The following is a 26,276-nucleotide window of genomic DNA, read 5'->3' as shown; positions in this document are numbered from 1 at the left end:
ACGGGGACACCACGGGCGACGGGATGGTGCAGGTGTCGTTCACCCTGCCCGTGCCGCACGACAAGCGGGCCGAGGGCGCGGCGGTGCAGTTGGCCAACAAGATGGGCATCGACCCGGCGATGGTGGTGCACGCCAAACCGATGGGGGACGGGTTCACGTTCTTCGTCGTGTACGGGCGGGTCAACCACCTCGTCGACCTGGCCGCCGTGCAGGTCGTGGAGCGGGACTTCGCGCTGCTGTCGGCCAAGGACGTCAACACGGTGATCAAGCAGCGGCTGCGGCGCAAGCTGTCCGTGGTGGGCGCGTGCATCGGCACCGACGCGCACACCGTGGGCATCGACGCGATCCTCAACGTCAAGGGCATCGCGGGGGAGAAGGGCCTGGAGTACTACCGGGAGCTGAAGGTCACCAACCTGGGCGCGCAGGTCAGCGTCCCGGAGTTGGTGGAGGCCGCGCGGGCGGAGAAGGCCGACGCGGTGCTCGTGTCGCAGGTCGTCACGCAACGCGACGCGCACCTGCACAACACGCGGGAGATGTCGGCGGCGTTCCGGGAGGCCATGCCGGCGGGCAAGCGACCGCTGCTGATCGTCGGCGGTCCCCGCTTCGACGAGACGATGACCGACGAGTTGGGCGTCGACCGGATCTTCGGCCGGGGCACCACGCCCGGCGAGGTGGCCAGCTACCTGGTGCACGCCCTGATCACGCAACGGAAGGCGAACGCATGACCGACGACGCGCGACTCGGGTTGACGGTGACGCACCGGCGGTACGTGCCGTACGCGCACGCCCACTACGCCGGCAACCTCGTCGACGGGGCGTACGCCCTGGGGCTGTTCGGTGACGTCGCCACGGAGGTGTGCATCCGCACCGACGGCGACGAGGGCCTGTTCGCCGGGTACTCCGACGTGCGGTTCACCGCGCCCATCCGGGCCGGTGACGTGGTCGAGGTGACGGCGCAGGTGTCGCGGGTGGGTTCCCGCAGCCGCACCCTGGAGTTGAGCTGCGTGGTGGTGTGCCGGGGCCGCCCGGACCGCTCCGAGTCCGCCGCCGAGGTCCTCGACCCGCCGATCGTCGCGGTGACCGCGACCGGCACCGTGGTCGTACCCGCAAACCCATGACCCTCGCGGTCTGCGCGGACGTCGGCTCGACGTACACCAAGGCGGCCGTGGTGGACCTGGCCGCCGGTGTCCTCGTCGGCGCGGCGGCCGCGCCCACCACGGTGGGCAGCGACGTGCTGCGCGGCCTGGACGCCGCGGTCACGGCGGCCACCGCCGGGCTCGGGCTGCGCGACGTGCCGTGGTACGTCTGCTCGTCCGCCGGCGGTGGGCTGCGGTTGGCCGTCATCGGCTACGAGGCCCTCGTCACCGCGCAGGCGGGCCGGCGGGTCGGGTTGTCGGCCGGCGCGCACGTGGTGCACACCGCCGCCGGGCGGCTCGACGCGGCGGCCCTGGCCGCGCTGCGGGCGGCCCGGCCGGACGTGGTGCTGCTGGTGGGTGGCACCGACGGCGGCGACGCCGACACGATCCGCCACAACGCGACCCGGCTGGCTCGCGCCCGCTGGCGCACGCCTGTCGTCCTGGCCGGCAACGCCGATGTCCGCGCCGAGCTGACCGCGCTGTTGGGGGATGCCGGGGTGCCGGTGAGCGGCGCGGACAACGTGCTGCCGCGCATCGGGGTCCTCACGCCGGCGTCGGCGCGGGCGGCGATCCGGGCGGTGTTCCTGCGACACGTCATCGGTGGTAAACGACTGTCCCGGGGCACCCGTTTCGCGCGGCTGGTGCGGGCGGCCACGCCCGACGCGGTCCTGACCGGGGTGGAGGTGCTGGCCGACACCATCGGCGGCGACCTGGCCGTCGTCGACGTGGGTGGGGCCACCACCGACGTGTACTCGGTGCTCACCCCCGACGAGCGGGCCACCGGCCCGGGCCGGGAGGTCGCCGGCAGCCTGTGGCGTGCCCGCACCGTCGAGGGCGATCTCGGCATGCGGTGGAGCGCCCCGGGCGTGGTGCGCGCCGCCGTCGAGGAGCGACTGCTCACCGACGCCGACGACCTCACTGTCGCCGCCGACCGGCGGGCGGCCGACCCGGCGTTCCTGGCCGCCGACGACGCCGAGCGGGCCGTGGACGCGCGGATCGCCACCCTGGCGGCGACGGTGGCCCTGCGTCGGCACGCCCGTGGTGTCGCCACCGGCGAGCGGGCCGGGCGGGACCTGCGGGACGTGCGGCTGCTGGTGGGCTCCGGCGGGGTGCTGCGGCACGCGCCGGCCGACGCGTCGGGGCGGGTGCTGGCGTCGGTTTTGGCCGACCACGCGGGTGGGTGGGCGGTGCCGCGCGCCGCCCGCGCGGTGGTGGACGTCGACTACGTGCTGGCCGCCGGTGGGCTGCTCGCCGAGGAGCACCGGACGGCGGCGCAGGCGCTGTTGCGCCACCATCTGTGCCCGCAGTGAGACACACCGATCCGACACGCCGTGGCGCAACACACGACAGGCCGGGGTGGGTTGACAGGAGGCGGGGTGCAGCACGTACCGTCTTTGAGTCCTACCACGGGAAGCGGCTGTTGTTCGCTTCGTCCCTTCGTCCGCTGGCCGAGCGACATGTTTTCAGCGTCATCGTCGCGGCGGCCAGGTCCAGCGGGCGGGGGTCGGCGGGGCGGCGCGAACCGGCCGCGGTTACCGGTGTACGGGCAGGGTGAGGTGCACGGCCAGTAGACAACGGCCCGGCGGGGGCAGCCAGTCAACCGCCTGGTCGGTCCGAAGGTCGGCGTGCCCCATCCTCGCCCCACCGGCCGGGAAGGGCCTGGGAGCATCGGGGCGCGGCGCAAGCCGCGCCCCGATTTCATGCGCCCCCAACGTCGCCCCCAACACCTCGCCGATCTTGCGGTTTCTGTGGTCGAGTTGGCCGGCAACGCCCCTTCTGTCGCAGCGGAAACTGCAAGATCGCGGAGCTGGGGCGGGGCGCGGATGGCGGCCGGGTAGCCTTCGGCGGGTGATCGAGGTGAAGCAGCGGTGACGACGCTGGACCGGGACGAGAGTCACGTCCCCACGGTGACCAGTGCGCCGGTCGCCGCGGGTCGACCGCTGCCGCTGCGCGTGGCCACGCCGATGGCCGTGGTCGCCGGGCTGGCCCTGCTGCTGGCGTTCCCGCCGTACGGGGTGTGGCCGCTCGCGCCCGTCGGGGTGGCCCTGCTGGCCGCCGCCGCCCACCGACGGCGGTTGCGCGCCGGCGCCGGCCTGGGTTTCCTCACCGGGGTGGCGCTGTTCGCGCCGATGCTGGCCTGGACGAACCTGCACACCGGCTACCTGCCGTGGGTGCTGCTGTCGCTGCTGCAGGCCGGCTACCTGGCGCTGCTCGGCGCCGCCACCGCCTGGGTGTCCCCCCTGGCCGACCGGGGCCCCTGGCAGTGGCCGGCGCTGACCGGGCTGCTGTGGGTGGGGCAGGAGGCGGTGCGCGACCGTACCCCGTTCGGCGGTTTCCCGTGGGGTCGCCTCGCGTTCAGCCAGGACGACTCTCCGCTGCTGCGCCTGGCCGCCCTCGGCGGAGCGCCACTGGTCACCTTCGCCGTGGCCCTCGCCGGTGGCCTCCTCGCCGCCGCCGTCTGGCGGGGTTGGGCGGCCCGCCGCGACGCCCGGCCCGAGTGGTGGCTGGCGGCGGTCGTACCCGCCGCCGTCGCCGTGGCGGTGGGCGCGGTGAGCCTGCTGGTGCCCGTCGCCGCCGAGGGCGGCGGCAAGACGGTGACCGTCGCCATCGTGCAGGGCAACGTGCCGCGCCTCGGGCTGGACTTCAACGCCCAGCGCCAGGCCGTGCTCAACAACCACGTCGACGCCACCATCGAGCTGGCCGCCCGGGTCGTCGCCGGCACCGCGCAACGGCCCGACCTGGTGGTGTGGCCGGAGAACTCCAGCGACATCGACCCGCTGCGCAACCCCACCGCCGGGGCCCGCATCGCCCAGGCCGCCGACGCGATCCGCGCGCCCATCCTGGTCGGCGCGGTGCTGCTCGGGCCCGGCGCCGGACAGGTCCGCAACGCGGGCATCCTGTGGCGACCCGGCACCGGGGCCGACATGGCGCAGCTCTACACCAAACGGCATCCTGTGCCGTTCGCCGAGTACGTGCCGTTGCGGGACATCGCGCGCATGGTCAGTGACAAGGTCGACCTGATCCGCACCGACTTCGTACCCGGCAGCACCCCGGGCGTGGTACGCGCCGGACCGGCGACCCTCGGCGACGTGATCTGCTTCGAGGTCGCCTACGACGAGGTGGTCCGCGACACGGTCACCGGCGGCGCGCAACTGCTGGTGGTGCAGACCAACAACGCCACCTTCAACGAGGCGGAGGCCCGCCAACAGCTGGCCATGGTGCGGCTGCGGGCCGTCGAGCACGGCCGCCCGGCGTTGATGGCCTCCACGGTCGGCGTGTCCGGGTTCGTCGCCCCCGACGGGCGGGTAAGCGATGCCACCGGGTTCAACACCCGGGAGGTCGTGGTGCGGCAGCTACGGCTCGACAGCGGGCTCACCCTCGCCACCCGCCTCGGCTGGTGGCCGGAACTGGCCCTGGCCGCTCTGGCGGTGGCCGCCCTGGTCGGCGCGGGTGTGCTGCGGCGCCGCCAGCGGGTCGTGCCCGGATAGCAGCAGCCGGTACGCCGGCGGGAGCGGAGGAACCGTGGTCCAGGCGACCGATACGATCCGGCGTCCCGACGAGGTGCCCGGCGTGGGTCGGGTCCTCGTGGTCATCCCCACCTACAACGAGGCCGACAACGTGGCGGCGATCGTGGGGCGGGTCCGCCGGGCCGCCCCCACCGTGAGCATCCTCATCGCCGACGACAACAGCCCCGACGGCACCGGCGCGATCGCCGACGCCCTCGCCGACGGCGACCCGCACGTGCAGGTGTTGCACCGCCGGGGCAAGGAGGGGCTCGGCGCCGCGTACCTGGCCGGGTTCGGGTGGGCGCGCGAGCGCGGCTACCACGCGGTGGTGGAGATGGACGCCGACGGCTCCCACGCCCCGGAGGACCTGCCGGCGCTGCTGGAGGCCGCCCGGGACGCCGATGTGGTGATCGGGTCGCGGTGGACCAGCGGGGCGCGGGTGGTGAACTGGCCGCTGCGGCGGCTGCTGCTGTCGCGCGGCGGCAACCTGTACGCGCGTCTCGCGCTGGGCATGCCCGTCTCGGACGCCACCGGCGGTTACCGGGTGTACCGGACCAGCGCCCTGGACGCCATCGACCTGGCGTCGGTGACCTCGCAGGGGTACTCGTTCCAGGTGGAGCTGTCGCGGCTGGCGCACCGGGCGGGGGTGCGGATCGTGGAGGTGCCGATCACGTTCGCCGAACGGGAACGCGGCGACAGCAAGATGAGTCCGCGCATCGTCGCCGAGGCGTTGTGGCGGATCACCGCGTGGGGTGTGCAGGACCGGCGGCAGGCCGTACGCCGCAGCCTGAACGGCACCCCCACCGGTCAGGTGCGGTGGCCGTGAGCGCGGCCGTGTCATGCTGGATGAGCGGTTCGTGTCGTGCCGCGGGATGGCGATGAGGTGAGATGCGCCGAGGACTGAGGTTCGTGCCGCTGGCCCTGCTGCTGACGGTGGTGCTGGAGCTGGCGGTGTTCGTCGTCGTGGGCAGGGCGGTCGGGTTCGGCGCGGCGGTGCTGCTGGTGTTCGCCGCGTCCCTGCTGGGGCTGGTGCTGCTGCGCCGCGAGGGAATGCGCGCCTGGCGGGGGTTCCGCACCGCCGCGCAGGCCGGGCAGCCGCCGGGACGGCAGGTGACCGACGGGCTCGTCGGGTTGGCCGGCGCCCTGCTGCTGGCGATACCCGGCCTGGTCAGCGGCCTGGTCGGGTTGCTGCTGATGGTGCCGCCGGTGCGCCGGTTGGCCCGCGTCGGGGTGCAACGCGCCGCCGAGCGGCGGGTGTCGTCGATGGTCGCCGGTGACCTGTTCGGGCCGCGTACGGTCCGGGTGCGTCAGGGCGCGCCACAGCCGCCGCCACGTCCGCAGCCGGAGCAGCCGGTGGTCGTCGACGGTGGCCGTGCCATCGAGGGTGAGATCGTCGAGCCGGGCCGCAACTGAACCCACACACACGACGGCGCCCCCGGGAAACCCCGGGGGCGCCGTGTCGTGCGGGTGCGGCTCAGGCGCGGCCGCGGCGGGTACGAACCTCCTGGAGCCGCTCGGCGAGGATGTCCTCAAGCTCGGCGATCGAACGCCGCTCCAGCAGCATGTCCCAGTGGGTACGCGGCGGCTTGGCCTTCTTCTGCTCCGGCTCGCTGCCGTCGACGAGTCGGGCGACGCTGCCGTCGAACTTGCACTCCCAGGTCGTCGGGACCTCGGCGTCGACGGCGAACGGCACCTCGAACTGGTGGCCCTTGGCGCAGAGGTACTCGCGGGTCTGACGCGGCGCGAGCTCCGTGTTGCGGTCGGATTCGTAGCTGACCGCGCCCAGCCGGCTTCCGCGCAGCATACGCTCGCCCATGATCGACTTCCCCTCGTTCGTGGTGCTGGTCTTCTGGGTGTAACGGCGCGTTCCCGTCGCCCCATTCCCGCCCGAGGGCGTGAGGCGTCCACGGGCGGGCCGGAACCAAGGGTAGCCGGCCACGACCGGGACGCCACGGCGGTGGCGTGTCGTGACTGCCACCGGGGATGTTAAGGCGTGCGAGGACTGTGCCACACGCCCTAACCGCCCGAACGCGGTCAAGGTTGCGGCGACGTCGCACCCGGGTCGGAAGCGCCCGCCCCGACGGGTGCGGCCGCGCCGAGGCGGGCCAACGCCAGCGCCAGGTCGCTGACCTGGTCACCGAGCTGCGCCACCCGCCGCTGGGCCACGTCCCGGTCGGCCTCGGCGGCCTCGAGCCGTACCGTCAGGGCCGTGAGTCGACCCTCGGCGGTGGCCGCGGCCTGCCGGGCGGCGGTCAGCTCGGCGGTGAGCGTGTCGCGCTGCTCGGTCACGGCGGTCAGCTCCGCGCGGAGCCGGGCGGCCAGCTCGGCGGCGTCCTGCCGGGCGCCGTCGGCCTCGGCGGCGACGGCCTGGGCGCGGTCCCGGGCCCGTTCGGCCTGCTCCCGGGCCCGGGCGGCGTCCGCGGCCTCGGCCCGGGTCCGGGCGGCGTCGGCGCGGGCCTGGTCGATCTGACGGCGTACGTCCTGCGCCTCGGCCTGCCACCGCGCGGCCCGCTCGCCCGCGTCGGCGGCGTCCCGGGTGGCCCGTTCGGCGTCGGCGCGCGCCGCGTCCCGCTCGACGGTCAGGTCGGCCGCGCGCTGCCGTTCGGTGTCGCGCTCGGCCCGCAGGTCACGGACCTCGGCGCGGGCCTGGTCGCGGTCGCGTTCGGCCTGGGCGCGCAGCGCCTCGGCGGCGCTGACGTCGTGGCGGGCCTGGTCCCGGGCGGCCTCGGCCTGTTGGGCGCGTTCGTCGGCCGCGTCGGCACGGTGTACGGCGGCCTCGGCGCGTCGGGTGGCGTCGTCGGCCTCGGCGCGGGCCGTGCGCGCCTGCTCGCGGGCGCGCGCCGCGTCGGCCGACGCGGTCTCGGCGTCGTCGCGGGCCTCGTCGCGTTCGGTCTGCGCGGCCGCGACCTCGGTGGCTGCCTCCGCGCGGGCCTGCGCGAGCTGCCGCTGCACACCCACCGGGGACAGTTCGGCGTGCAGCGCCTCGGTCAACGTCTCGACGATCTGGTCGAGGCGGTCCACCGCCTCCCAGGTGCGGGCCACCTGCCCGGGCAGGCCGGGGGCGTTGCGGTGGCGCATCCGGCTGTTACGCGAGGCGCGCTGGCAGGCGCCGTCGTTGTCGCGGCAGTAGCGGAACGGCCGGCCCGCGCCGACACGCTGCGCCACCGGCGCTCCACAGTGGGCGCACGGGCGGGTTTCGGTGGGGGTGAGCGGGGCGTCCATCAAGGGCGAAGTCTAGTGCGGCCGCTCAGGTCGCCGCCCGGGCCGTCGCGTCCAGGGTGTAGCGGCGCTGCAGCAGCAGCGCGGCGAGCATCGCCGCCGCCGGCAGCAGGCCGAAGCCGTAGCGGACCGCCGCGAGCGCCGCGTCCGGCTGGGCCGGTGACTCACCGGCGGTCGACGCCACGAAACCACCGGCCGCCAGGCAGAGGGCGTACGCGTAGGGGCCCAGGGCCGCGCCGGTGGCCTCGGTGGCCGTCCACACCCCGGTGTAGGTGCCGGCGCCCGTGGTGCCGGCGGCCCGGATCACGTCGGGCAGCATCGCGAACGGCAACAGTTGCATGCCGGCGAAGGCCACCCCGAGCACCGCCACCGCGCCGACGAGCACCGGCAGGCCGGCCGGTCTGCCCACCGCCAGCACCAGCGACCCGGCCGCGAACGCGCCCTGCGCGCCGAGCAGGGCCCGCTGCTTGCCGATCCGGCGGGCCAGCACCAGCCAGGCGGGGGTGACCAGCAGCGCCGGCGCGACGAACGCGGCCACCAGCACCGTGGTCAGGGCGGGGGCGCGCAGCTCGTACTCCGCGTAGTAGGGCACCCCGGCCAGGACCAGGTGGGTGGTGGTGGACATGGCCAGGTAGGCGGCGACCAGCGGGCGGAACTGCTCGTCGCGCAGGGCGGTGCGCAGCGCCCGCCACCCGCCGTGGCTCGGCGCCGTGCCGCCCGACGCGACGCCGCGCAGCCGGGCGATGCCGACCACGCCGACCAGCATGGCCACCAGCATCCCGGCGGCGAGGACCAGGCCCATCCGCTGGTAGCCGCCCCGGGTCGCGGCGTCGGCGTCGGTCAGCAGCGGGGCCAGCAGGCCGGAGGCGAGGATGCCGAGGGTCAGCACGACCATCCGGAACGCCATCAGCCGGGTGCGCTCGTCGTAGCCGATGCGCAGGTCGGCCGGGGTGGCCAGGTAGGGGACCTGGTAGGCGGCGAAGAGCAGGTTGCCGGCGACGAAGAACACGGCCACCCAGGCGGCGGCCGGCGTGCCGGTCAGGCCGCCGGGCACCGCGAACAGCGCGGCGAACGCGACCGGCAGGGCGCAGCCGAGCAGCAGCAGCCGTCGTCGGTCGCCCCGGCGGGCCTGTTCGACGTCGGCGCGGTGCCCGACCCACGGGTGCAACAGCACGTCGGCGATCTTCGGCAGCAGCAGCGCCAGACCAGCCAGCCACGGCCCGACGGCCAGCACGTCGGTGAGGAAGTAGAGCAGCAGCAGGCCGGGAACGGTCACCCAGATGCCCATGGCGAGGGAGCCGGCGGCGAACCCGGCGAGGGGGCCGCGGGGCAGCGTCGCGTCGGTGGCGGCCGCGGGCCGCCGGTCGAGCCCGGTCATCGCCGCATCCTCTCCGCAATCCAACGGTTGCTGGATTCTAGGGGCAGAATGGCGTCCATGACCATGCCCCGACGCCGTCCGGGTCGACCTCGGCGCGAGCAGGCCCGACCCACCCGCGAGGTGGTGCTCACCGCCGCGACCGCGCTGTTCGCCGAGCGTGGCTTCGACGCCGTCGGGCTGCGGGAGGTCGCGGCCGCCGCCGGGGTCGACGTCGCCACGGTCGCCCACCACACGGGTACGAAGGCGGCGCTCTACGAGGCGTGCTTCGCGCGGGTGTTCGACGTCGAGCGGCAGGTCCTCACCGAGGCCGCCGAGCGCGCCCGCGCGGCCCTCGACACGGGCCCGGACGCGGCGCGGCGGGCGTTGCACGACCTGGTCGACGTGTTCGTGGACTTCCTGCAGGACCACCCGGAGACCACCGCGTTGTGGCTGCGACGCTGGTTGGAGCCGCAGCGGCACGCCGAGCTGGACCAGCGCTACGCCGAACCGCTCTACCGGCTGGTGGCGGAGCTGCTGACCGCCGCCGCGGCGGCCGGCGCGCTGGCCGAGCCGACCCCGCACATCACCGTACGCAGCCTGGTCTGGGCCACGCACGGACACGTCGTGGCGTTGGCCGCGGGCGTGCCGGCGGCCCGGGAACGCCGCGAGTTCCGGGCGTTCGTGCACCGCTTGCTCACCGCGTTGTACGGGCCGACGGGTTGACGGGCCGTCGCCGCCCGACGATTATCCATCGGACGTTGGATAACGCGGGGGAGCGGCGATGCGGGCAGAACCCAGGGTTGCGGTGATCGGCGCCGGCGCGGCCGGACTCGCCACCGTCAAGGCGCTGCGCGACGCCGCCGTCGCCGTGGTCTGCTTCGAGGCCACCGACCAGGTCGGCGGCCTCTGGGTGTACGGGGCGCCCGACTCACCCGCGTACCGCACGCTGCACCTGAACACCAGCCGTGGCCGTACCGAGTTCGCCGACCACCCGATGCCCGCCGACTGGCCCGACTACCCGGACCACACGCGGGTCGCCGGCTACCTGGCCGACTACGCCGACCGGTTCGGGTTGCGCGACGCCATCCGCCTGCGGCACACCGTCGAGCGGGTCGTGCGCCGACCGGACGGCACGTGGACGGTCACGGCCAGCGGGCCGGACGGGCCGGTCGAGGTCACCGTCGAGGCCGTGGTCGTCGCCAACGGCCACAACCGGGTCCCCCGGCTGCCCGAGCCGTCGTACCCCGGCACCAGCACCGTCGAGCAGATCCACAGCCACGACTACCGCGGCCCCGAGCAGTTGGCCGGCCGGCGCGTCCTGGTCGTCGGCGGCGGCAACTCCGCGATGGACATCGCGGTGGACGCCTCGTACGCCGCCGAGCGGACGCTGCTGTCGCTGCGCCGGGGCGTCTGGGTGGTGCCCAAGCACCTGCTGGGTCGCCCCTCGGACACCCTCAACGGCGCGCTGGCCCGCCGGCTCCCGTGGCGGCTGCGCCAGCGCATCAGCCAGACCATGCTCGCCGCCGCCGTCGGCAACCCCGCCCGCTACGGGCTGCCCGCGCCGACGCACGGCTTCCTGCAGGACCATCCGACGCTCTCGGACGGCCTGCTGTCCCGGCTCGCCCACGGCGACGTCGAGGCCCGCCCCGGTGTGGCCGCCCTCGACGGCGACCGGGTCGAGTTCACCGACGGCCGCGCCGACCAGGTCGACCTGATCGTGTGGTGCACCGGCTACCGGGTGGAGATCGGGTTCCTGCCGGCCGAGCTGCTGGGCGGCGGGGCCGACACCCTGGCGTTGTACCGGCACGTGTTCCACCCCGAGGCCCCCGGCCTGATGTTCGTCGGGCTCATGCAGTCCACCGGATCCGCCTTCCCGCTGGTCGAGGCGCAGGCCAAGCTGGTCGCCGCGCAGCTCGCCGGCCGGTACGCCCTGCCCGACCCCGCGCGACAGCGGGACGCCTGCCGGGCCGAGCTGCGAGCGGCGACGGCCCGCTGGGGCCAGCGCCGCCCGGCGATGCGGGTGGACTTCGACGTGTACCTGGCCGAGTTGACCCGGGAGTTGAAGACCGGAGCACGCCGGTGACGGCGCTGACCGGCCGGCGGGTCCTCGTCACCGGCGCGAGCGGCACCTTCGGCCGGCACCTCGGCGTCGCGCTGCGCGCCGGCGGCGCCCGGGTGGTGGGACTCGACCTGCGCGCCCGCGAGGACGACGACCTGCCGGTGCTCGGCTGCGACCTGACCGACCCGGCCGCCGTCCCCGCCGCCGTGCAACAGGCGGTCACCCGGCTCGGAGGGCTCGACCTGCTGATCAACAACGCCGGGGTGGGCGGTCCCGCCCCGGCGGAGCTGGCACCGGACGAGGTGGTCCGCCAGCAGTTGGAGGTCAACCTGCTGGCCGCCTGGCGCACCACCGCCGCCGCGCTGCCAGCCCTGCTCGACACGCGCGGACGGGTGATCTTCGTGGCCAGCCGGATGGCGGTGCTGCCGCTGCCCCTCGCCGCCGCCTACGGGGTCAGCAAACGGGCTCTCGTCGCGTACGCCGACGCGCTGCGCCACGAGGTGGGCACCCACGTCGGGGTGAGCGTCGTCTACCCCAGCATGGTCGCCTCACCGATCCACGACAGCACCGCCGAGGCGGGCCTGTCCCTGCGCGGAGTGTCCCGCCCCGAGCCCGTCGAGGGTGTCGTCGCGGCGATCCTGCGCGCCGCCACCGCCCGACGCGCGCCCCGGGACGTGGCGACCACCCGACGCGGCCGGCTGGAGATGGCCGTCGGCCGGCACGCGCCCGCGCTGGCCGACCGGCTGGTACGCCGTACCCTCGCAGCCCGGCTCGCCGCCGGCGACCTGGACGCCGCGCCGCTGGCCGCCGGGATGGTCCGCCGCCACCGTGGCCGGTGAGGACCGGGTCAGGGTACGGCGACAGCCGCGCGGGAACGGTCGGCGGCGATTCGGACGGCCAACGCGGCAAGGGCCGTACCGGTCACCCACCGCTGGACGCGCAACCACGTCGGCCGGCGGGCGAAGAACCCGGCCAGCGCCCCGGCGCTGAGCACGATCATCGCGTTGACGCTCAGCGCGACGGCGATCTGGGTCAGGCCGAGCAGCAGGCTCTGCGCCGCCACCTGTCCCCGCGCCGGCTCGACGAACTGCGGTAGCAGCGACACGTACAGGATGGCGATCTTCGGGTTGAGCAGGTTGGTGACCAGGCCCATGGTGAACAGCCGCCGGGGCCGGTCCGGTGGCAGCAGCGCGGGCGTGAACGGTGACCCACCACCCGGGCGCACCGTGCGCCACGCCAGCCACAGCAGGTAGCCGGCGCCGGCCAGTTTCACCACCGTGTACAGCGCCGGTACCAGGACGAACACGGCGGCCAGGCCGGCGACCGCCGTGGCCAGGTAGACGCCGAAACCGGCGGCCACCCCGAGCAGCGAGATCAGGCCGGCCCGGCGGCCCTGCGCCACCGACCGGGAGACCAGATAGACCATGTTCGGGCCGGGCGTGAGCACCAGACCCAACGCCACCAGCGCGATACCCAGCAGCGCACCCGCATCGACCATGACGTCGCCCCCGTTCACCGTCCCCCGGCCGACGGTAGGCCGGACGGCGACCGGTGACCCAGAGCCACCTGCGAGGCGGTGGCCTGCCGCGCGGGAATGGTCACCGGCCCGACCGCGCTGACCTGTTGCAGCGTGTGTCGCCGGTCGGAGGCGGCGCGTTACGGTGGCCGGGGGAGGTGCCGCAGGGTGACCGAAGCGTGGGACGCGGCCGTGGAGGCGCAGATCCGGGGCGCCGCGCAACGCGGCGAGTTCGACAACCTGCCCGGGATGGGAAAGCCGATCCCCGGACGCGGGACGCCGTACGACGAGTCGTGGTGGATCAAGAGTTTCCTGGAGCGCGAGAAGCTGCCCAGTGACCTGCTGCTGCCCACCCCGCTGCAACTGCGTCGACGTGTCGAGCAGGTCCCCGACGAGGTCCGCGACCTGCCCACCGAACAGGCCGTGCGGGCCTTCGTGGGGCAGCTCAACGCGCAGATCGTGGCCTGGCTGCGTAACCCCGACGGTCCCCGGGTCGCGATCCGGCCGGTGAACGCCGACGAGGTGGTCGCCCGCTGGCGTGCCGAACGCGCCCGTCGGAACGTGACCGCCACCGCCACCGAGCCGGCCCCCGTCGCCGCCCCGGCCCGCCGATCCCGCCGGGCTTGGTGGCTGCCCTGGCGTCGCCGGGCCTGACGCCCCGCTGCCCCGAACAGATCCGAACAGTCCCGAACACCCGCTTTCGCCCTCTTTCCCCGCGCCGCCGCTACGGTCGGCACCGGGCCACCTGACGGCAGGCACGGGGAACGGGGACGACGTGAGTGAGCGCGCCGCGACGTACGCCGAGGTGTTCGCGGTACGCGAGTACCGCCACCTCTTCGGCGCGTACCTGCTGTCCCTGGCGGGCGACCAGCTCACGGCCGTCACCGTGGCGTACCTCGTCTACCACGGGACCGGATCGGCGGCGCTCGCCGCCGCCGCGTACGCCAGCTCCTATCTGGCCTGGCTCGTCGGCGGACCGCTGCTGTCCGGCCTGGCCGACCGGTATCCCCGCCGCCGTGTCCTGATCGTGTGCGACCTTGCCCGCGCGGTTCTCGTGCCGGTGGCGGCGCTGCCGGTCGTCCCCGCGCCGGCCCTGGTGGCGATGCTGTTCGTGGTCAACCTGATGCGGCCGCCGTTCGTGGCCGCGCGCGCGGCGTTGCTGCCCGACGTGCTCGACGGCGACCGGTACGCGGTGGCCAACGGCGTGGACAACATCTGCGCCCAGGTCGTGCAGGTGCTCGGATTCGCCGTCGGCGGGAGCCTGGTGGCGCTGCTGTCGCTGCGCGGCGCGCTGCTGGTCGACGCCGGCACCTTCCTCGTCTCGGCCCTGCTGATCGCGCGCGGCGTCCGGGCACGCCCGGCGCCCCCGGCGCCGTCGGGTCGGGTCCGCGCTGGTCGCGTGGACGGCCTGCGGGTGCTCGTCGCCGACCCCCGGCTGCGCGCCTACGTGCTCGTCCTGTGGACGGCCAGCGCCTGCACCTACGCCGCCGAAGGGCTGATGGCGCCACTGGCGCGGCAGTACGACGGCGACGCCGCCACGGTGGGTGTGTTGCTGGCCGCCGCGCCGACGGGCATGGCGCTCGGCGGGGTCGCGCTCACCCGGTTCTGCCCACCGGCGACCCGACCCCGGCTCATCCTGCCCCTGGCCGCGCTGTCCACCGGCGTGCTGACGGCGGCGTGGCTCGTTCCGCCGCTGTGGGTGCTGCTCCTGCTGTTGGCGCTGGCCGGGGCCGCGAGCGCCTTCGCCGTCCCGCTGAACGCGCTGTTCGGCCGGGCGGTGCCGGCGGAGTACCGGGGACGCGCGTTCGGGGTCGCCGTCACCGGCCTCAGTGGCCTGCAGGGGACGGCGATGGTGCTCGCGGGTCTGGCCGCCGACCGGTGGCCGGCCACCACGGTCGTCGGGTTCAGCGGACTGTCGGGCGTGGTGGCGGTCCTCGCCCTCGGTCCGCTGTGGAGACGTGCCGCCCGTTTCGCGCCGTTCGGGCACCGGGTCGTACAGACCCGAACGGTCCCGAACGCCGAAAGCCCTACCGCCGAGGTGGGCGGCGGTCGACGCTGAGGTCGTCGGGCGGACACGGGGCCGCCCCGAAGGGGGAAGGGAGAAGCGCATGCGTGGCGTTCGCGAGCGCGGCATCAGCTGGACCTGAGGAACTACCTGGAACGGCGTCGGCATCCCCGCGGGTGCCGACGGCGTTCAGCAGAGCAGGCGCGGGTGCCGCGGAGGTCGTTGGTCCCTCGACCTCCGCGGCACCCGCCCGACCGGCTGCCGGGGTCACTCCACCGCGGCCCGCCACGTCCAGGAGGTACGCCGTGCCCGACCCGGCAGCTCACCACGGCCGGTCATCCACAGCAGCACGTCGGGCGCGTCGCCGGCCGGGGCGTCCGGGAAGAGTCGCCGCAGCACCAGCGCGCTCAGGCCGTGCGGCGGCTGCCACGGCACGCCGAGGCCGAGGGCGATGTCGTGGGTGTGCAGCATCGTCTCGGCCACCCCCATCGCGGCGAACCCGGCCGGGTCGCAGGGCCCCCAGTGCCAGGCCCGCTCGGTCGGTTCGGCGGCCTCGACGGCGACCGCGAGCAGCCGGGCACAGGCCCGTACCACGTCGAGCACCCGGGCCGGGCTCGCCGTGGGGGAGACCCGCAGGTCGTACGGCAGGTAGCTGTCCTGCGCCAAGCCGGTGACCTGGCCGGCGTACGCGAGCAGGTCGTGCGCGACGTGCGCGGCGGTCGTCCAACAGCTCCAGCTCAACGTGCCGGCGGGCACCGACCAGTCGCGGTCGAGGTGCGTGTGCAGCACCCGGGTCATCTCGTCGGCCGCCGCCCGTACGTCGGCGCCGGTCATCGCGGACGTCCGTAGGTCGATGCGTGCAAGAATCCATCCTCGTGCTCGGGGGGAGGCGGACACCATGTTGCCCAACCTGGTGGTGGACACGACGGTACTGCCGCCGGCGGACCGGTTCGAGTTCTGGTACGCCCTGATCGCCCAGGAGACGGGACCCGTGCACATCACCAGCGCACGGCTGGACGACTTCGTCGCGTACGCCCAGGCCATCGACCTCGGCCGGATCCGATTGGCCTCGCTGCGGTACCCGTCGCTGCTCGCCACCCGGCCCGCCGGGCTGGTCCGCCGAGCCCAGGCGGACATCTACCAGCTCACGCTGCCACTGACGGGTCGTAGCACCCTGGTCCAGGGTCGCACCGAGACCGCGCTCGTCGCCGCCAGCCACTTCACCCTGCTGGACACGGCCCGTCCGCACATCGCCCGGCACCGGGCGGACAAGCCCGGTCTCGCCACGACGATCACCGTGCAGATCCCCTACGCGGCGCTGCCGTTGCCGCCGGATCGCGTGCGTCGCCTGCTGGCCACGCCGATGTCGTCGGGTTCCGGCGTCGCCGGGCTCCTGGCCCACCATCTGCGCAGCATCGCGGCGCACCCGGAGCAGTACGAGCCGAACCAGGCCGAGATGCTGGGCGGCATGGCGTTGGACCTGCTCGCCGCCACGCTCGCCCAGCGCCTCGACATCGAGGGCGTTCTGTCGCCGGAGACACGGCACGCCGCGTTACGCGCCCGCGTCGTCGCCTTCATCGACCGCCACCTCGACAGCGCCGAACTCAACCCCCGTAGCGTCGCCGCCGCCCACCACATCTCCCTGCGCTCCCTGCACCGCCTGTTCGACGGCGAGGCGACGACACCTGCCGAGCTGATCCGGGCCAAGCGTCTGGAGCGGTGCCGGCGGGACCTGGGCAACCCTTTGCACGTGCGACAGCCGGTGCACCTCATCGCCGCCCGGTGGGGTTTCCCGGACAAGGCCCACTTCAGCCGCCTCTTCCGCGCCCGCTACGGACGTTCACCGCAGGCGTACCGGGCCGCCCACACGCCACCGGGCCGCTGAGCCGGCAGCCGTTACCGCCCGCGGCGGTCGGTCGGGTCGTCCGCGTCGAAGTCGCGTACGGCGGTGCGGATCATCTCGCCGTACGGGTCGTCCGGTAGCTGATCCAGGTGTTCCCGGGCCCGGGCGAGGTGCTCCCGGGCCGGGCCGGCGTTGCCCAGTCGCCGGTGACAGTCGGCGAGGTTGAGGTGCAGCGACGGCAGGAGCGCCCGGACCTCGAGCGAGGGCACCTGCCGCCGGACGCGTTCGTCGGTCAGCTCGGACACCGCCACCAGGGCGTGTTCGTCCCAGCTCAGCTCCGCGTCGAGGGTGTCCTGAAGGTCGGCGAGATGGTGGGCCACGGTGCAGCGGTGCAGCGCGTCGCCGGTAGGGCCGAGGTCGTCCCACAGCGCGGTGAGCAGTTCGCGGGCCTCGGCGGTGTCGCCGGTCTGGCCGAGCCGCACCGCCTCGATGACGCGGGTCATGGTCGGGTCGGGGGCCATCTGGTCGTTCATGTGGCCGATCGTCAGGCCTCAAGGAGGTCGAGGGTCAACCGGCGACGCAATGGGGTGGACGAGCCGCTGCTTGGACTTGTACGGTGCAGTCGACCGCGACCCGGCCCGAGGAGGTGAGACCCATGAACGCTGGTTCGATGTGGGTGCTCCCCTCGCCGTCAAGGTTCGGCGACTGACGTAGGTGTCGCCGGGAGCGCCCTTCTACCAAGGCGCTCCCGAAAGGCACTCCCGTGTCGTCTGTTCACCTTGATCCCTCCTCCTCGCCGAGCCCCGACGCGGCTCACCCGCCGCACCTGTTCGACGTGATCATCGTCGGCTGCGGGCCGACCGGCGCCATGCTCGCCGCCGAACTACGCCTGCACGACGTGCGGGTCCTCGTGCTGGAGAAGGAGACCCAGCCTCCGTCGGCCGTCCGCATCGTCGGTCTGCACATCCGCAGCCTCGAGGTGCTGGCGATGCGCGGACTCCTGGACCGCATGCTCGCGCACGGACGGCGACGTCCGGCCGGTGCCTACTTCGCCGCCATCGACAAACCCGCGCCCACCGGGCTGGACTCCCCGTACGCCTACCTGCTGGGCATCCCACAGCCGGTCATCGAACGTCTGCTCGCGGAACACGCGACCGGCCTGGGGGCGCAGGTCCGGCGTGGGCGGGCGGTCACCGGTCTCGCACAGGACGACGAGGGGGTGACCGTCGAGCTGTCCGACGGGGAACAACTGCGCACCCGCTACCTCGTCGGCTGCGACGGCGGCCGCAGCACGGTGCGCAAGCTCCTCGGCGTCGGCTTCCCCGGCGAGCCCACGCGGAACGAAACGCTGATGGGCGAGATGGAAGCGGGTGTCCCGCCGGAGGAGATCGCCGCCACCGTCGCCGCGATCGGCGGAGCCCGGCACCGATTCTGGGTCCGACCCGCGGGCGTCGGGGTCTACAGTGTCGTCGTCCCGGCGGCCGGAGTCAGCGATCGCGCCCAGCGGCCCACCATCGAGGATTTCGCTCAGCAACTGCGGGCCGTCGCCGGAACCGACTTCGGCGTGCACTCGCCGCGCTGGATGTCCCGCTTCGGCGACGCCACCCGGCTCGCCGAGCGGTACCGGGTCGGTCGGGTCCTGCTGGCCGGCGACGCCGCCCACATTCATCCGCCCATCGGCGGTCAGGGCCTCAACCTGGGCGTGCAGGACGCGGTCAACCTCGGCTGGAAACTGGCCGCGCAGGTTCGGGGCTCGGCCCCGGACACCCTGTTGGACACCTACCAGGCCGAACGTCGTCCGGTCGCCGCCGACGTGCTGGACAACACCCGCGCCCAGACGCAACTGCTGTCCGACGAACCGGGCGCCCGGGCCGTACGCCGTCTGCTCAGTGAGCTGATGGACTTCGACGAGGTGAACCGCCATCTGCTGGAGAAGATCACCGGAACCGGCCTCCGCTACGACCTGGGCGAGGGCCCGGACCTGCTCGGTCGCCGGCTGCCCGACGTCGACGTGCGACAGGGCAACCTCTACGGGCTGCTGCATCGCGGCCGTGGCCTGCTGGTGGACCGCACCGAGCGACTGACCGTCGAGGGCTGGGAGGACCGGGTCGATCATCTCGCGGACGCCGGAGCGGCGGTGGACGTCCCGTGCCTCCTGCTGCGTCCCGACGGCCACGTCGCCTGGATCGGCGACGACCAGCGGAACCTCGACGACCATCTCGCCCGGTGGTTCGGCGCACCCACCCCCTGAGTACGCCCGCTGTTCAAGTTGACGCTTGATAAAGCAACTGCTTGAATAAGGTCATGAGCGCGACCGTCGACGACCAGCAGCTGGATGCCCTGTTCACCGCACTCAGCGACCGCACCAGGCGGGACATCGTGGCTCGGCTGACCACCGGACAGGCGACTGTCAAGGAGTTGGCCGAGCCGTACGCCATGAGCATGCAGGCCGTGTCGCAGCACATCCGGGTGCTCGAGCGGGCCGGCCTGATCAGTCAGGGGCGGCACCGGCAGAGCCGGCCGTGTCGCCTCGAACCCGCGGCGTTGGACGCCGCGCTGTCCTGGATCGAGCACAGCCGCCAGGCCTGGGCGGATCGCCTGGACCGCCTGGAGACGCACCTCGCCCACCTGCAGGAAGGCTGAAATCCGTGGGTGAGGACGAACTCGTCTACCGGCGGGTCTTGCGCGCGCCGCGCGAACTTGTGTGGCGGTGCCTCACCGAGCCCGACGAACTCGCGCAGTTCTGGGGACCGCACGGCACGGTGACACCGGTCGAGGGCATCGTCGTCGATCTCCGGCCCGGGGGTCGGTTCGAGACCCTGATGATCGGAGACCAGGGCAGCTACCGGATGGTCGCCACGTTCACCGAGATCGTTGCGCCCGAGCTGCTCGCCTGGGTCGAGCCGGCGACCGGGATGCACACGACCAGCACGTTTCACGATCTCGGCGACGGCGGAACCGCGGTCGTCATCCACCAGCGGCACGTGCCCGAGGCGATGCGTACGCCCGATGCCCGCGCTGGTTTCGCCACCTCGCTCGACAAGCTCGCGGAGCGCCTCGCCCACCTCACCCGGAAGGATCAACCATGACTGACCCGCAGCCGTGGGTCGCATCGACCTACCGAGGACTCGCCGACCTTCTCGCCACCTCGGCCATCGACATCTGGGACGCGCCCACGTTGTGCGAGAACTGGCTGGTGCGGCACGTCGTCGCGCACGTCACGATGCCGGTGCGGCTGACCCCCGCACAGTTCGCGGCCGACCTGGCCGCGGCCGGCGGTGACTTCACGGTGCTCTCCGACACCGTGGCCGCGCGCGACGCCGCGCTGCCCCGCACCGAACTCCTCGATCAACTCCGATCGCCGACACTGCACGCCTGGCAGCCGCCGGGCGGCGGTGCCGCGGGCGCGGTGAGTCACGCCGTCATCCACTCCCTGGACGTGACGATCGCTCTCGACCGGCCCGCAGTCGCACCGGCAGGCGCGGTCAGCGCCGTCCTGGACACTCTCACCAACGCGAGCGGCACCATCTTCGGAATCGACCTGGCCGGTGTCCGACTCGAAGCGACCGACACGGACCGGCGCTGGGGGAGCGGTGAGGTCGTCCGTGGTGACAGCGGTTCTCTGGTGGCGCTGCTGAGCGGTCGAACGCTGCCCGACGGCCGGAGCCTACCCCGCGGCTGACGCCGCGATATCGAACCATGACCGACCGCGAAGTTGTGTGTCGTGTCCGGGTAATTACGCAGGTGGCGACGGCGCTCCATGATGGTGCCAGGATGTCGATCTGGACGTTCGGTGCGTCGATCGGCTTCGGTTCTCAGATTCGAGACGGTGACGCCGACCCGGTCGCCAGAGAACGAGAGTGCGCCTACCACCGGCGAGGAGCGACGTGACCCCGGATATTCAGGCGGTGCTGGCCATCGGCGCCACGACGCTGGTGACCGCCGCCGCTACGGACGTGTGGAACGGGTTGGCTCGCCCGGGGTTCATCCGGCTGTTCGGACGCGGTCGCGCCGACCAGGAGGCGAAGGCCGCGCGTCGGCTCGACGCGCTGGCGGCCACCGTGGAGCAGGCACCGGCGGACAAGCAGGTCGAGGTCCGGGCCCAGCAGCAGCCGCAATGGCTGACCCGGTTGCAGGATCTCGTCGAAGACGACCCGACCGTCATCGACGACCTGCGGGCGCTTGTCGCCGAGCTCACCGTCCGGTTACCCGCTGAGCAGAAGGTGCAGATCCAGAACATCGTGGCCCGTGACCACGGCGTCGCGTTCGGCGTCCAGAACGGCAACATCATCTACCACGAGGCGTCACCGTCGACGGAAGCGTGAGCGGGAGTCGATGGATCGCATGGTCACGGCGGAGGAACCACACCCCCTTTTCCAGCAGGTCACCTCAGTCGCCGGGTTCGCCTACGGCGTGATCAACGCCGACATCCATGTCTTCGCCAACGGCGAACCGCTCTACCTGCTGGCCAACTGGCAACCCGAACCGGACGCCGACGTGGACTGGCTGCGGCAGATGCCCAGCCGCATGCTCAACGCCCGACGCGCCGTGGTGCCGTTCACCGGCCGCGATCAAGAACTCGCCGACCTGCGGCAGTGGCGCGACAGCGGGCCGCCGCGGATGAGCGTGCGCTGGCTGCACGGGCCCGGCGGGCAGGGCAAGACCCGTCTCGCCGCCCAACTCGCGGCCGAGTCGCTCACCGCCGGCTGGAAAGTGGTTGCCGCGTTCCACGGCCCCGACGCCGACCGGCCCGAGCCCGGCAGCCACGACCTCGCCCTGACCGGGACCGCCGGGTTGCTTCTCGTGGTTGACTACGCCGACCGGTGGCTGTTGAGCAACCTCACCTGGCTGCTCAAGAACGCCCTCCTTCACCAGGACGGCGTCCCCACCCGAGTTCTCATGATCGGCCGCAGCCTGGACACGTGGCCGGCGATCAGCGCCATCCTCGACAACTATCGGGGCCACACGAGCGCCCAGCGGCTCCCCGACCTGCCCACCGATCACGCCCGACCCACCATGTTCACCGCGGCCCGCGATCGGTTCGCCGCCATCTACCAGTATCGCCGCCCTACCACGATCCTGCCCTCGGTCCAGCTCGACAGTCCCGAGTTCGGGCTCACCCTCGCCGTACACATGGCCGCCCTGGTCGCCGTCGACGCCGCTGTCAGCGGCGAGCGGCCTCCCGAAGGCATGGACGCCCTGACCCGGTACCTCCTCAATCGGGAACAACTGCACTGGCGACGGCTCTACCACGACGGCGTCACGGGAACCGGAAGCGGCTATCGGACCCCCGGCGACGTGATGAACCACGCCGTTTTCACCGCTGCCCTCACCGGCGCACTCGACCGCACCGCCGGCGCCGAGCTTCTCGAACACCTCGGTGTCGGGCCAGATGTCGAACAGATCCTCCGCGACCACACGGTCTGCTATCCACCTGCCGAACCCAACCAGCCAACCGTCCTGGAACCCCTCTACCCGGACCGGCTCACCGAGGACTTCCTCGCACTCACCCTGCCGGGACACGACACCGACTACCCCGCGCAGAACTGGGCACCCCGCACCGCAACCGCTCTCCTGACCGCCCGCTCCCAGGACGACTCGACAAGCTCGGTGCTCTCCCGATCGGTCACATTCCTCGCCGCGGCCGCTGACCGCTGGCCCCACGTGGGCAGCACTCTCCTCTACCCGCTATTACGCACCTATCCCGATCTCGCGATCAGAGCGGGCGGCACCGCGTTGACCGCTCTCGCTACCAGCCGATCCGTGAGCATCGAGGTGCTGGAGAGCATCGAACCTCTGCTACCGATCGACAGGCACATAAACTATGACATCGCCGCGGCCGCCGTCACGAGCGTGCTGACCGCACACCGCCTCGCCCACACCACCGATCCCGCCGAACAAGCTGTTCTGCAGTCCAAACAGGTCTTCCGCCTTGCCCGTGTCGGCCGCCAGGAGGAGGCTCTGGCCGTGGCCGAGGAGGCCGTGGCCACCTGGCGGCGGCTGACCGAGGCAGACCCGGACGCCTACCAAGAAAACCTCGCCACCTCGTTGAGCGACTTCGGCCTCCGTCTGTCCGAGCTGGGTCGCGGCGAGCAGGCCGTGGCTCCGGTCCAGGAGGCTGCCGCCGTATTCCGTCGGCTGGCCGCGGCAGACCCGGGCGACTACCTACCCTTTCTTGCCACGTCGCTGAACACTGTCGCTGCCGTCCTAGCCCGGCTGGGCCGCCTGGCGGAGGCTCTGGCCGTGGCCGAGGAGGCCGTGGCCACCTGGCGGCGGCTGGCCGAGGCGAACCCGGACGCCTACCTATCCGACCTCGCCAACTCGTTGAACAACCTCGGCGCCTGCCTGTCCGAGCTGGGTCGCCCCGGGCAGGCCCTGACCCCAGCCAAGGAAGCCGTGGCCATCCTGGGGCGGCTGGCCGAGGCGAAACTCGGCTTCTACGTGTCCGACTTCGCCCTGTCGTTGAACAACCTCGGCGCCTGCCTGTCCGCGCTGGGCCGCCGTGAGCAGGCGCTGGAGGCGACTCAGTCGGCTGCCGGCACGTACCGGGTACTGGCCGAGGCGAATCCGGACTCCTACCTACCCGACCTCGCCCTGTCGCTGAACAACCTCGGCCTCCGCCTGTCCGCGCTGGGCCGCCCTGAGCCGGCCCTGGCCCCGGCCGAGGAAGCCGTGGCCATCCGGCGGCGGCTGGCCGAGACGAACCCGGACGTCCACCTTCCTCACCTCGCTGACTCGTTGAACAACCTCGGCGCCTACCTGTTCGAGCTGGGCCGCCCTGGCCAGGCCCTGGCCCCGGCCGAGGAAGCCGTGGCCATCCGGCGGCGGCTGGCCGGTACGAACCCGGACGTCCACCTTCCCCACCTCGCCGACTCGTTGACCAACGTCGCGGCCTACCTGTCCGCGCTGGGCCGCCCTGAGCCGGCCCTGGCCCCGGCCGAGGAAGCCGTGGCCATCGGACGGCGGCTGGCCGAGACGAACCCGGACGCCTACCGACCCCGCCTCGCGGCGTCGTTGACCAACCTCGGCACCTGCCTGTCCCGAGTGGGCCGCCATGAGCAGGCGCTGGCTGCTGCTGAGGCCGCCGCCGTCATTCACCGGCGGCTGGCCGAGGTAAATCCGGACGCCTATCTACCCGACCTCGCCACCTCGTTGACCAGCGTCGGCAGCATCCTGTTCGCGCTGGGCCGCCGCGAACGGGCCATCGCCCCGGCCGAGGAAATCGTGGCCGTCCGGCGGCAACTGGCCGAGACGAACCGGGACGCCCACCTACCCGACCTCGCCATGTCGTTGTGGACATACGCCACGGTGTGCGCAGACGCGAAGCAGAACCTGCCCGAAGCCTTGAAGGCGATCACCGAGGCGACTCAGCTCTACGGATCGTTGGCCAAACGTATGCCGCAGAAGTTCGCAGGCCAAGCACTCTCCGCGTACCGGACTCTGGCCGATGTGCTGGAAGGAGTCGGCCGCAGGGACGAAGCGAACGGTCTTCGGCAGCAGCTCGACAGGATTTCGATCAGAACCACGGATTGAGCACCCCTGTTCGCCTTCCGGGACGGTCAGGGCCCCACGACCTGCGCCACTCGTCGGCGTCAGCCGAGCACCGGCACCGAGCGCCCCTCGTCAACCGTGTAGGCGCCCGTCGAGAGGACGCCGAGGGTCGCCGGCGTCAGGGTCAGCGACACGACGCCGCCGGGCAACACGCGGATGCCGTCCTCGGACGCCGCGAACGTCGCGGGCGTCGACCCGTCCGGGAACAGGCGCTTCCCGCCGCCGACGACGACCGGGTACTGCAGCAGCCGGTAGAGGTCGACGAGTCCGGCCTCGTGCAGCGTCTGCACGAGCCGCCAACTGCCGTGCACCTGGAGTTCCCCGCCCGGTCGTTCCTTGAGCCGGCGGACCGCGTCGACGACGTCGGTGCGCAGCACCGTCGTCGGGCTCCAGTCGGCCTCCTCGTCGGTCAGGGTCTCGCTGACGACGTACTTGGGCAGGGTGTTGAGCTTGGCGGCGATCAGGTCGTCGGGTGCGGTGACCTTCGGCCAGTAGCCGCCGAGCAGGCCGTAGCTCGTGCGGCCGAACAGGAACGCGTCGGCCGCCCGGAACCAGCCCTCGACGACCTCATTGGTGTGCGCGGACATGTGCGGGACGAGCCAGCCGCCCCGGTCGAAGCCGTCCGAGCGGTCCTCGTCCGGGGCGCCCGGTCCCTGCATGACGCCGTCGAGGCTCACGAAGACGTTGACGCTGAGCAGCACGGTTATCCTCCGTTGGGTGGGTCGGGCCGCCGCCCTCCGGCGGCCGGCCGACGGAGGTTAGCTGCCGGGTCGCGGATCGGTCTTGTACAGGAACGACATCGTCGGGTCGTCACCGGCGCCCAGCCCTCGCGCGGTGTGTCCGACGAAGCGCCGCAGCGCGTGTGCCAGGTGGGCCTGGTCGAAGTAGCCGAGCGCGCCGACGACGGTGCGCCAGTCGAGGCCGTCGCGCAGCATGGTGGCCGCGGCGTTCGCGCGGTCGATCTGCGTCACGGCGGTCGGCGACAGACCGGTGACGGCACGGTGGTGCCGCTGGTGGGTTCGCGTGGACCCGTGACGGTCGGCCTCGGTGCCCGTCAGGCGTGAGGGCACCAGCAGCCCCGCGTCGCGCAGTCGTCGTACGAACTGTTCGACGTTCTCGTACGTCGGCGTCTCCCAGTCCTCGCCGCCGATGACCACCCGGCCCGAGCGTGTCACCGGGAAGGACACGTGGCTGTCGACGATCGAGGTCGCGGGATGCGGCCGGAAGAGAGCGCCGAGCGTCAACCGGATCCCGAGGAACTCGGCGTCCGGCGGGACCGGTGCCGTGGTCGCCCTGGTCTCCGGCCCGCGTAGCGAGACCAGGAGCCGCCCGGCCGAACGCGTGACGATCAGGTGGCAGCACGTACGCGCCACGGACGTCATCGTCTCCTCGGCGTCGCTGGTGGTGCGCCACACGCGGTCGACGATGTCCGCGTCCGCGTCGGTCGGACGATGCTCGAACCGCAACGCCATGACGCCTCCGAGCTGTCCCGATACCGGCTCCTGAGCCTAGGGCGTGTGCTGGCGGACGCGCGACCAGGGATCGAGAGGTTGGTCGGGACGGGTCAGTCGGGGGTGCTCCAGACCAGGGGCGCTTTGCGGGTCCACGCGTCGCCCTCGATCGTCTGGACGAGGAACCGGGCGAGGTCGGCGCGGTTGATCCGTGCGCCGGGCTTTTCGGTGCCGGCCTCGGCCGCCCGCACGGTGCCACCGGTGGGCTCGTCGGTCAGGGTCACGGCGCGGACCAGGGTCCAGTCGATGCCGGACGAGGCACGGATGACCTGGTCGACGCCGGTGTGGTCCTCGAAGCCTGCCTTGATGTTCGACAGCTTGATGAACGCCTTGACCAGTGGGTTGAGCCGGGCCCAGTCGTGCGCCACAGGGGCAGCATCTGACCGCGCCGACACGCCCGCAACCGTTCGCAACCCTCGGGGGACCGGGTCGCACCAATTAACGGATTACCGGTAATAACAATCCTTTAATCCATGCCCACAAACGGGACATAACGCGCGCGCACCATAATGACAGTTCCTGTGCGTAAGGTTTTAGACTGTTGTACTGCGCCTATTCCGCAGCACTGAGGGGT

General features: G+C 73.0%; 27 protein-coding genes. 18 read left to right on the top strand and 9 right to left on the bottom strand.

Annotated features, from left to right (window positions below; translation table 11 throughout):
- Positions 1-23: 23 nt before the first annotated feature.
- The 6 genes from ACQP0N_RS17035 to ACQP0N_RS17010 all read left to right on the top strand — a co-directional run bounded on the left by ACQP0N_RS17035 (position 24) and on the right by ACQP0N_RS17010 (position 6,054).
- Positions 24-725, top strand: coding sequence for an OAM dimerization domain-containing protein (locus tag ACQP0N_RS17035; RefSeq protein WP_433121673.1), 702 nt, complete (start codon positions 24-26; stop codon positions 723-725).
- Positions 722-1,117 (top strand): hotdog domain-containing protein, encoded by a 396-nt coding sequence (locus tag ACQP0N_RS17030; RefSeq protein ID WP_433111388.1) that lies wholly within the window; start codon positions 722-724, stop codon positions 1,115-1,117. Before ACQP0N_RS17035 ends, ACQP0N_RS17030 begins: the two co-directional genes overlap by 4 nt.
- Positions 1,114-2,445, top strand: a complete 1,332-nt coding sequence (locus tag ACQP0N_RS17025) for a glutamate mutase L (RefSeq protein ID WP_433111385.1) — start codon at positions 1,114-1,116, stop codon at positions 2,443-2,445. The genes ACQP0N_RS17030 and ACQP0N_RS17025 overlap by 4 nt, the downstream gene beginning before the upstream one ends.
- A 558-nt stretch (positions 2,446-3,003) precedes the next feature.
- On the top strand, positions 3,004-4,623 hold the full coding sequence (lnt, locus tag ACQP0N_RS17020) for an apolipoprotein N-acyltransferase (RefSeq protein WP_433111382.1): 1,620 nt from the start codon (positions 3,004-3,006) through the stop codon (positions 4,621-4,623).
- Positions 4,624-4,657: 34 nt separating this feature from the next.
- Positions 4,658-5,467: a polyprenol monophosphomannose synthase gene (locus ACQP0N_RS17015; RefSeq protein ID WP_357118545.1), complete on the top strand. Its 810-nt coding sequence runs from the start codon at positions 4,658-4,660 to the stop codon at positions 5,465-5,467.
- A gap of 62 nt (positions 5,468-5,529) precedes the next feature.
- Positions 5,530-6,054, top strand: a complete 525-nt coding sequence (locus ACQP0N_RS17010) for an FxsA family protein (RefSeq protein WP_355051121.1) — start codon at positions 5,530-5,532, stop codon at positions 6,052-6,054.
- Between the two features lie 61 nt (positions 6,055-6,115).
- Here ACQP0N_RS17010 and ACQP0N_RS17005 read toward each other — a convergent pair whose 3' ends face one another.
- The 3 genes from ACQP0N_RS17005 to ACQP0N_RS16995 form a co-directional block, all read right to left on the bottom strand.
- Positions 6,116-6,457 (bottom strand): RNA polymerase-binding protein RbpA, encoded by a 342-nt coding sequence (locus ACQP0N_RS17005; RefSeq protein ID WP_046564157.1) that lies wholly within the window; start codon positions 6,455-6,457, stop codon positions 6,116-6,118.
- A gap of 218 nt (positions 6,458-6,675) precedes the next feature.
- Positions 6,676-7,863, bottom strand: a complete 1,188-nt coding sequence (locus ACQP0N_RS17000) for a hypothetical protein (protein ID WP_433121671.1) — start codon at positions 7,861-7,863, stop codon at positions 6,676-6,678.
- A 25-nt stretch (positions 7,864-7,888) separates the two neighbouring features.
- On the bottom strand, positions 7,889-9,238 hold the full coding sequence (locus tag ACQP0N_RS16995) for an MFS transporter (RefSeq protein ID WP_433111377.1): 1,350 nt from the start codon (positions 9,236-9,238) through the stop codon (positions 7,889-7,891).
- A gap of 57 nt (positions 9,239-9,295) precedes the next feature.
- On the opposite strand from ACQP0N_RS16995, the gene ACQP0N_RS16990 reads away from it, so the two are divergent.
- From ACQP0N_RS16990 to ACQP0N_RS16980, 3 genes are read left to right on the top strand one after another with little or no spacing between them, the layout of a single operon-like run.
- Positions 9,296-9,940, top strand: a complete 645-nt coding sequence (locus ACQP0N_RS16990) for a TetR/AcrR family transcriptional regulator (protein WP_355051118.1) — start codon at positions 9,296-9,298, stop codon at positions 9,938-9,940.
- Between the two features lie 58 nt (positions 9,941-9,998).
- The gene (locus ACQP0N_RS16985; RefSeq protein WP_433111373.1) at positions 9,999-11,300 is read left to right on the top strand and encodes a flavin-containing monooxygenase; all 1,302 of its coding nucleotides are present in this window, start codon (positions 9,999-10,001) and stop codon (positions 11,298-11,300) included.
- Complete coding sequence (locus ACQP0N_RS16980) at positions 11,297-12,115, top strand: SDR family NAD(P)-dependent oxidoreductase (RefSeq protein ID WP_433111370.1); 819 nt, start codon at positions 11,297-11,299, stop codon at positions 12,113-12,115. Before ACQP0N_RS16985 ends, ACQP0N_RS16980 begins: the two co-directional genes overlap by 4 nt.
- Before the next feature lie 8 nt (positions 12,116-12,123).
- Here ACQP0N_RS16980 and ACQP0N_RS16975 read toward each other — a convergent pair whose 3' ends face one another.
- Positions 12,124-12,774, bottom strand: coding sequence for a LysE family translocator (locus ACQP0N_RS16975; RefSeq protein WP_433121669.1), 651 nt, complete (start codon positions 12,772-12,774; stop codon positions 12,124-12,126).
- A gap of 186 nt (positions 12,775-12,960) precedes the next feature.
- On the opposite strand from ACQP0N_RS16975, the gene ACQP0N_RS16970 reads away from it, so the two are divergent.
- Together ACQP0N_RS16970 and ACQP0N_RS16965 are read left to right on the top strand one after the other, a co-directional pair.
- Positions 12,961-13,446: a DUF1992 domain-containing protein gene (locus ACQP0N_RS16970; protein ID WP_433111367.1), complete on the top strand. Its 486-nt coding sequence runs from the start codon at positions 12,961-12,963 to the stop codon at positions 13,444-13,446.
- Between the two features lie 121 nt (positions 13,447-13,567).
- Positions 13,568-14,851 (top strand): MFS transporter, encoded by a 1,284-nt coding sequence (locus tag ACQP0N_RS16965; RefSeq protein WP_433111364.1) that lies wholly within the window; start codon positions 13,568-13,570, stop codon positions 14,849-14,851.
- Between the two features lie 213 nt (positions 14,852-15,064).
- Here the strand turns inward: ACQP0N_RS16965 and ACQP0N_RS16960 are convergent, their stop codons facing one another.
- On the bottom strand, positions 15,065-15,631 hold the full coding sequence (locus ACQP0N_RS16960; protein ID WP_433111361.1) for a maleylpyruvate isomerase N-terminal domain-containing protein: 567 nt from the start codon (positions 15,629-15,631) through the stop codon (positions 15,065-15,067).
- A gap of 64 nt (positions 15,632-15,695) precedes the next feature.
- Here ACQP0N_RS16960 and ACQP0N_RS16955 point away from each other — a divergent pair, with 64 nt between their 5' ends.
- On the top strand, positions 15,696-16,682 hold the full coding sequence (locus ACQP0N_RS16955) for a helix-turn-helix domain-containing protein (RefSeq protein WP_433111358.1): 987 nt from the start codon (positions 15,696-15,698) through the stop codon (positions 16,680-16,682).
- An 11-nt stretch (positions 16,683-16,693) separates the two neighbouring features.
- Here the strand turns inward: ACQP0N_RS16955 and ACQP0N_RS16950 are convergent, their stop codons facing one another.
- Positions 16,694-17,173, bottom strand: coding sequence for a hypothetical protein (locus ACQP0N_RS16950; RefSeq protein WP_433111355.1), 480 nt, complete (start codon positions 17,171-17,173; stop codon positions 16,694-16,696).
- A gap of 293 nt (positions 17,174-17,466) precedes the next feature.
- Here ACQP0N_RS16950 and ACQP0N_RS16945 point away from each other — a divergent pair, with 293 nt between their 5' ends.
- The 6 genes from ACQP0N_RS16945 to ACQP0N_RS16920 all read left to right on the top strand — a co-directional run bounded on the left by ACQP0N_RS16945 (position 17,467) and on the right by ACQP0N_RS16920 (position 24,173).
- Entirely contained in the window at positions 17,467-18,891 is a 1,425-nt protein-coding gene (locus tag ACQP0N_RS16945) for an FAD-dependent monooxygenase (protein WP_433121667.1), read from the top strand.
- 53 nt (positions 18,892-18,944) lie between these two features.
- Positions 18,945-19,283, top strand: a complete 339-nt coding sequence (locus ACQP0N_RS16940) for an ArsR/SmtB family transcription factor (protein ID WP_433111352.1) — start codon at positions 18,945-18,947, stop codon at positions 19,281-19,283.
- 5 nt (positions 19,284-19,288) lie between these two features.
- Positions 19,289-19,729, top strand: coding sequence for an SRPBCC family protein (locus ACQP0N_RS16935; protein ID WP_433111349.1), 441 nt, complete (start codon positions 19,289-19,291; stop codon positions 19,727-19,729).
- On the top strand, positions 19,726-20,322 hold the full coding sequence (locus ACQP0N_RS16930; RefSeq protein WP_433111346.1) for a maleylpyruvate isomerase family mycothiol-dependent enzyme: 597 nt from the start codon (positions 19,726-19,728) through the stop codon (positions 20,320-20,322). The genes ACQP0N_RS16935 and ACQP0N_RS16930 overlap by 4 nt, the downstream gene beginning before the upstream one ends.
- Positions 20,323-20,527: 205 nt before the next feature.
- Complete coding sequence (locus tag ACQP0N_RS16925; protein WP_433111343.1) at positions 20,528-20,965, top strand: hypothetical protein; 438 nt, start codon at positions 20,528-20,530, stop codon at positions 20,963-20,965.
- 10 nt (positions 20,966-20,975) lie between these two features.
- Positions 20,976-24,173, top strand: a complete 3,198-nt coding sequence (locus ACQP0N_RS16920; protein WP_433111340.1) for a tetratricopeptide repeat protein — start codon at positions 20,976-20,978, stop codon at positions 24,171-24,173.
- Positions 24,174-24,232: 59 nt separating this feature from the next.
- On the opposite strand, the gene ACQP0N_RS16915 is transcribed toward ACQP0N_RS16920, so the two are convergent.
- From ACQP0N_RS16915 to ACQP0N_RS16905, 3 genes are all read right to left on the bottom strand, one after another.
- The gene (locus tag ACQP0N_RS16915) at positions 24,233-24,892 is read right to left on the bottom strand and encodes a dihydrofolate reductase family protein (RefSeq protein ID WP_433111337.1); all 660 of its coding nucleotides are present in this window, start codon (positions 24,890-24,892) and stop codon (positions 24,233-24,235) included.
- 57 nt (positions 24,893-24,949) lie between these two features.
- Positions 24,950-25,663: a helix-turn-helix domain-containing protein gene (locus ACQP0N_RS16910; RefSeq protein ID WP_433111334.1), complete on the bottom strand. Its 714-nt coding sequence runs from the start codon at positions 25,661-25,663 to the stop codon at positions 24,950-24,952.
- Positions 25,664-25,755: 92 nt separating this feature from the next.
- On the bottom strand, positions 25,756-26,070 hold the full coding sequence (locus tag ACQP0N_RS16905) for an NAD(P)H-binding protein (RefSeq protein ID WP_433111331.1): 315 nt from the start codon (positions 26,068-26,070) through the stop codon (positions 25,756-25,758).
- Positions 26,071-26,276: the final 206 nt, after the last annotated feature.

Origin of the sequence: Micromonospora sp. CA-246542 (genome assembly GCF_050942905.1) — a bacterium.
In the GTDB taxonomy this organism is placed as follows: domain Bacteria; phylum Actinomycetota; class Actinomycetes; order Mycobacteriales; family Micromonosporaceae; genus Micromonospora.
Note: the sequence above shows the minus strand (reverse complement) of the source record. Positions and strands in the feature narration are given on the sequence as shown.

Excerpts from the sequence above, each read along its gene's own strand:
- ACQP0N_RS17035 (WP_433121673.1), top strand. The coding sequence starts at position 24 with ATGGTGCAGGTGTCGTTCACCCTGCCCGTGCCGCACGACAAGCGGGCC.
- ACQP0N_RS17030 (WP_433111388.1), top strand. The coding sequence starts at position 722 with ATGACCGACGACGCGCGACTCGGGTTGACGGTGACGCACCGGCGGTAC.
- ACQP0N_RS17025 (WP_433111385.1), top strand. The coding sequence starts at position 1,114 with ATGACCCTCGCGGTCTGCGCGGACGTCGGCTCGACGTACACCAAGGCG.
- ACQP0N_RS17010 (WP_355051121.1), top strand. The coding sequence starts at position 5,530 with ATGCGCCGAGGACTGAGGTTCGTGCCGCTGGCCCTGCTGCTGACGGTG.
- ACQP0N_RS17005 (WP_046564157.1), bottom strand. The coding sequence starts at position 6,457 with ATGGGCGAGCGTATGCTGCGCGGAAGCCGGCTGGGCGCGGTCAGCTAC.
- ACQP0N_RS17000 (WP_433121671.1), bottom strand. The coding sequence starts at position 7,863 with ATGGACGCCCCGCTCACCCCCACCGAAACCCGCCCGTGCGCCCACTGT.
- ACQP0N_RS16995 (WP_433111377.1), bottom strand. The coding sequence starts at position 9,238 with ATGACCGGGCTCGACCGGCGGCCCGCGGCCGCCACCGACGCGACGCTG.
- ACQP0N_RS16990 (WP_355051118.1), top strand. The coding sequence starts at position 9,296 with ATGACCATGCCCCGACGCCGTCCGGGTCGACCTCGGCGCGAGCAGGCC.
- ACQP0N_RS16985 (WP_433111373.1), top strand. The coding sequence starts at position 9,999 with ATGCGGGCAGAACCCAGGGTTGCGGTGATCGGCGCCGGCGCGGCCGGA.
- ACQP0N_RS16975 (WP_433121669.1), bottom strand. The coding sequence starts at position 12,774 with ATGGTCGATGCGGGTGCGCTGCTGGGTATCGCGCTGGTGGCGTTGGGT.
- ACQP0N_RS16960 (WP_433111361.1), bottom strand. The coding sequence starts at position 15,631 with ATGACCGGCGCCGACGTACGGGCGGCGGCCGACGAGATGACCCGGGTG.
- ACQP0N_RS16955 (WP_433111358.1), top strand. The coding sequence starts at position 15,696 with ATGTTGCCCAACCTGGTGGTGGACACGACGGTACTGCCGCCGGCGGAC.
- ACQP0N_RS16950 (WP_433111355.1), bottom strand. The coding sequence starts at position 17,173 with ATGAACGACCAGATGGCCCCCGACCCGACCATGACCCGCGTCATCGAG.
- ACQP0N_RS16940 (WP_433111352.1), top strand. The coding sequence starts at position 18,945 with ATGAGCGCGACCGTCGACGACCAGCAGCTGGATGCCCTGTTCACCGCA.
- ACQP0N_RS16930 (WP_433111346.1), top strand. The coding sequence starts at position 19,726 with ATGACTGACCCGCAGCCGTGGGTCGCATCGACCTACCGAGGACTCGCC.
- ACQP0N_RS16920 (WP_433111340.1), top strand. The coding sequence starts at position 20,976 with ATGGATCGCATGGTCACGGCGGAGGAACCACACCCCCTTTTCCAGCAG.
- ACQP0N_RS16910 (WP_433111334.1), bottom strand. The coding sequence starts at position 25,663 with ATGGCGTTGCGGTTCGAGCATCGTCCGACCGACGCGGACGCGGACATC.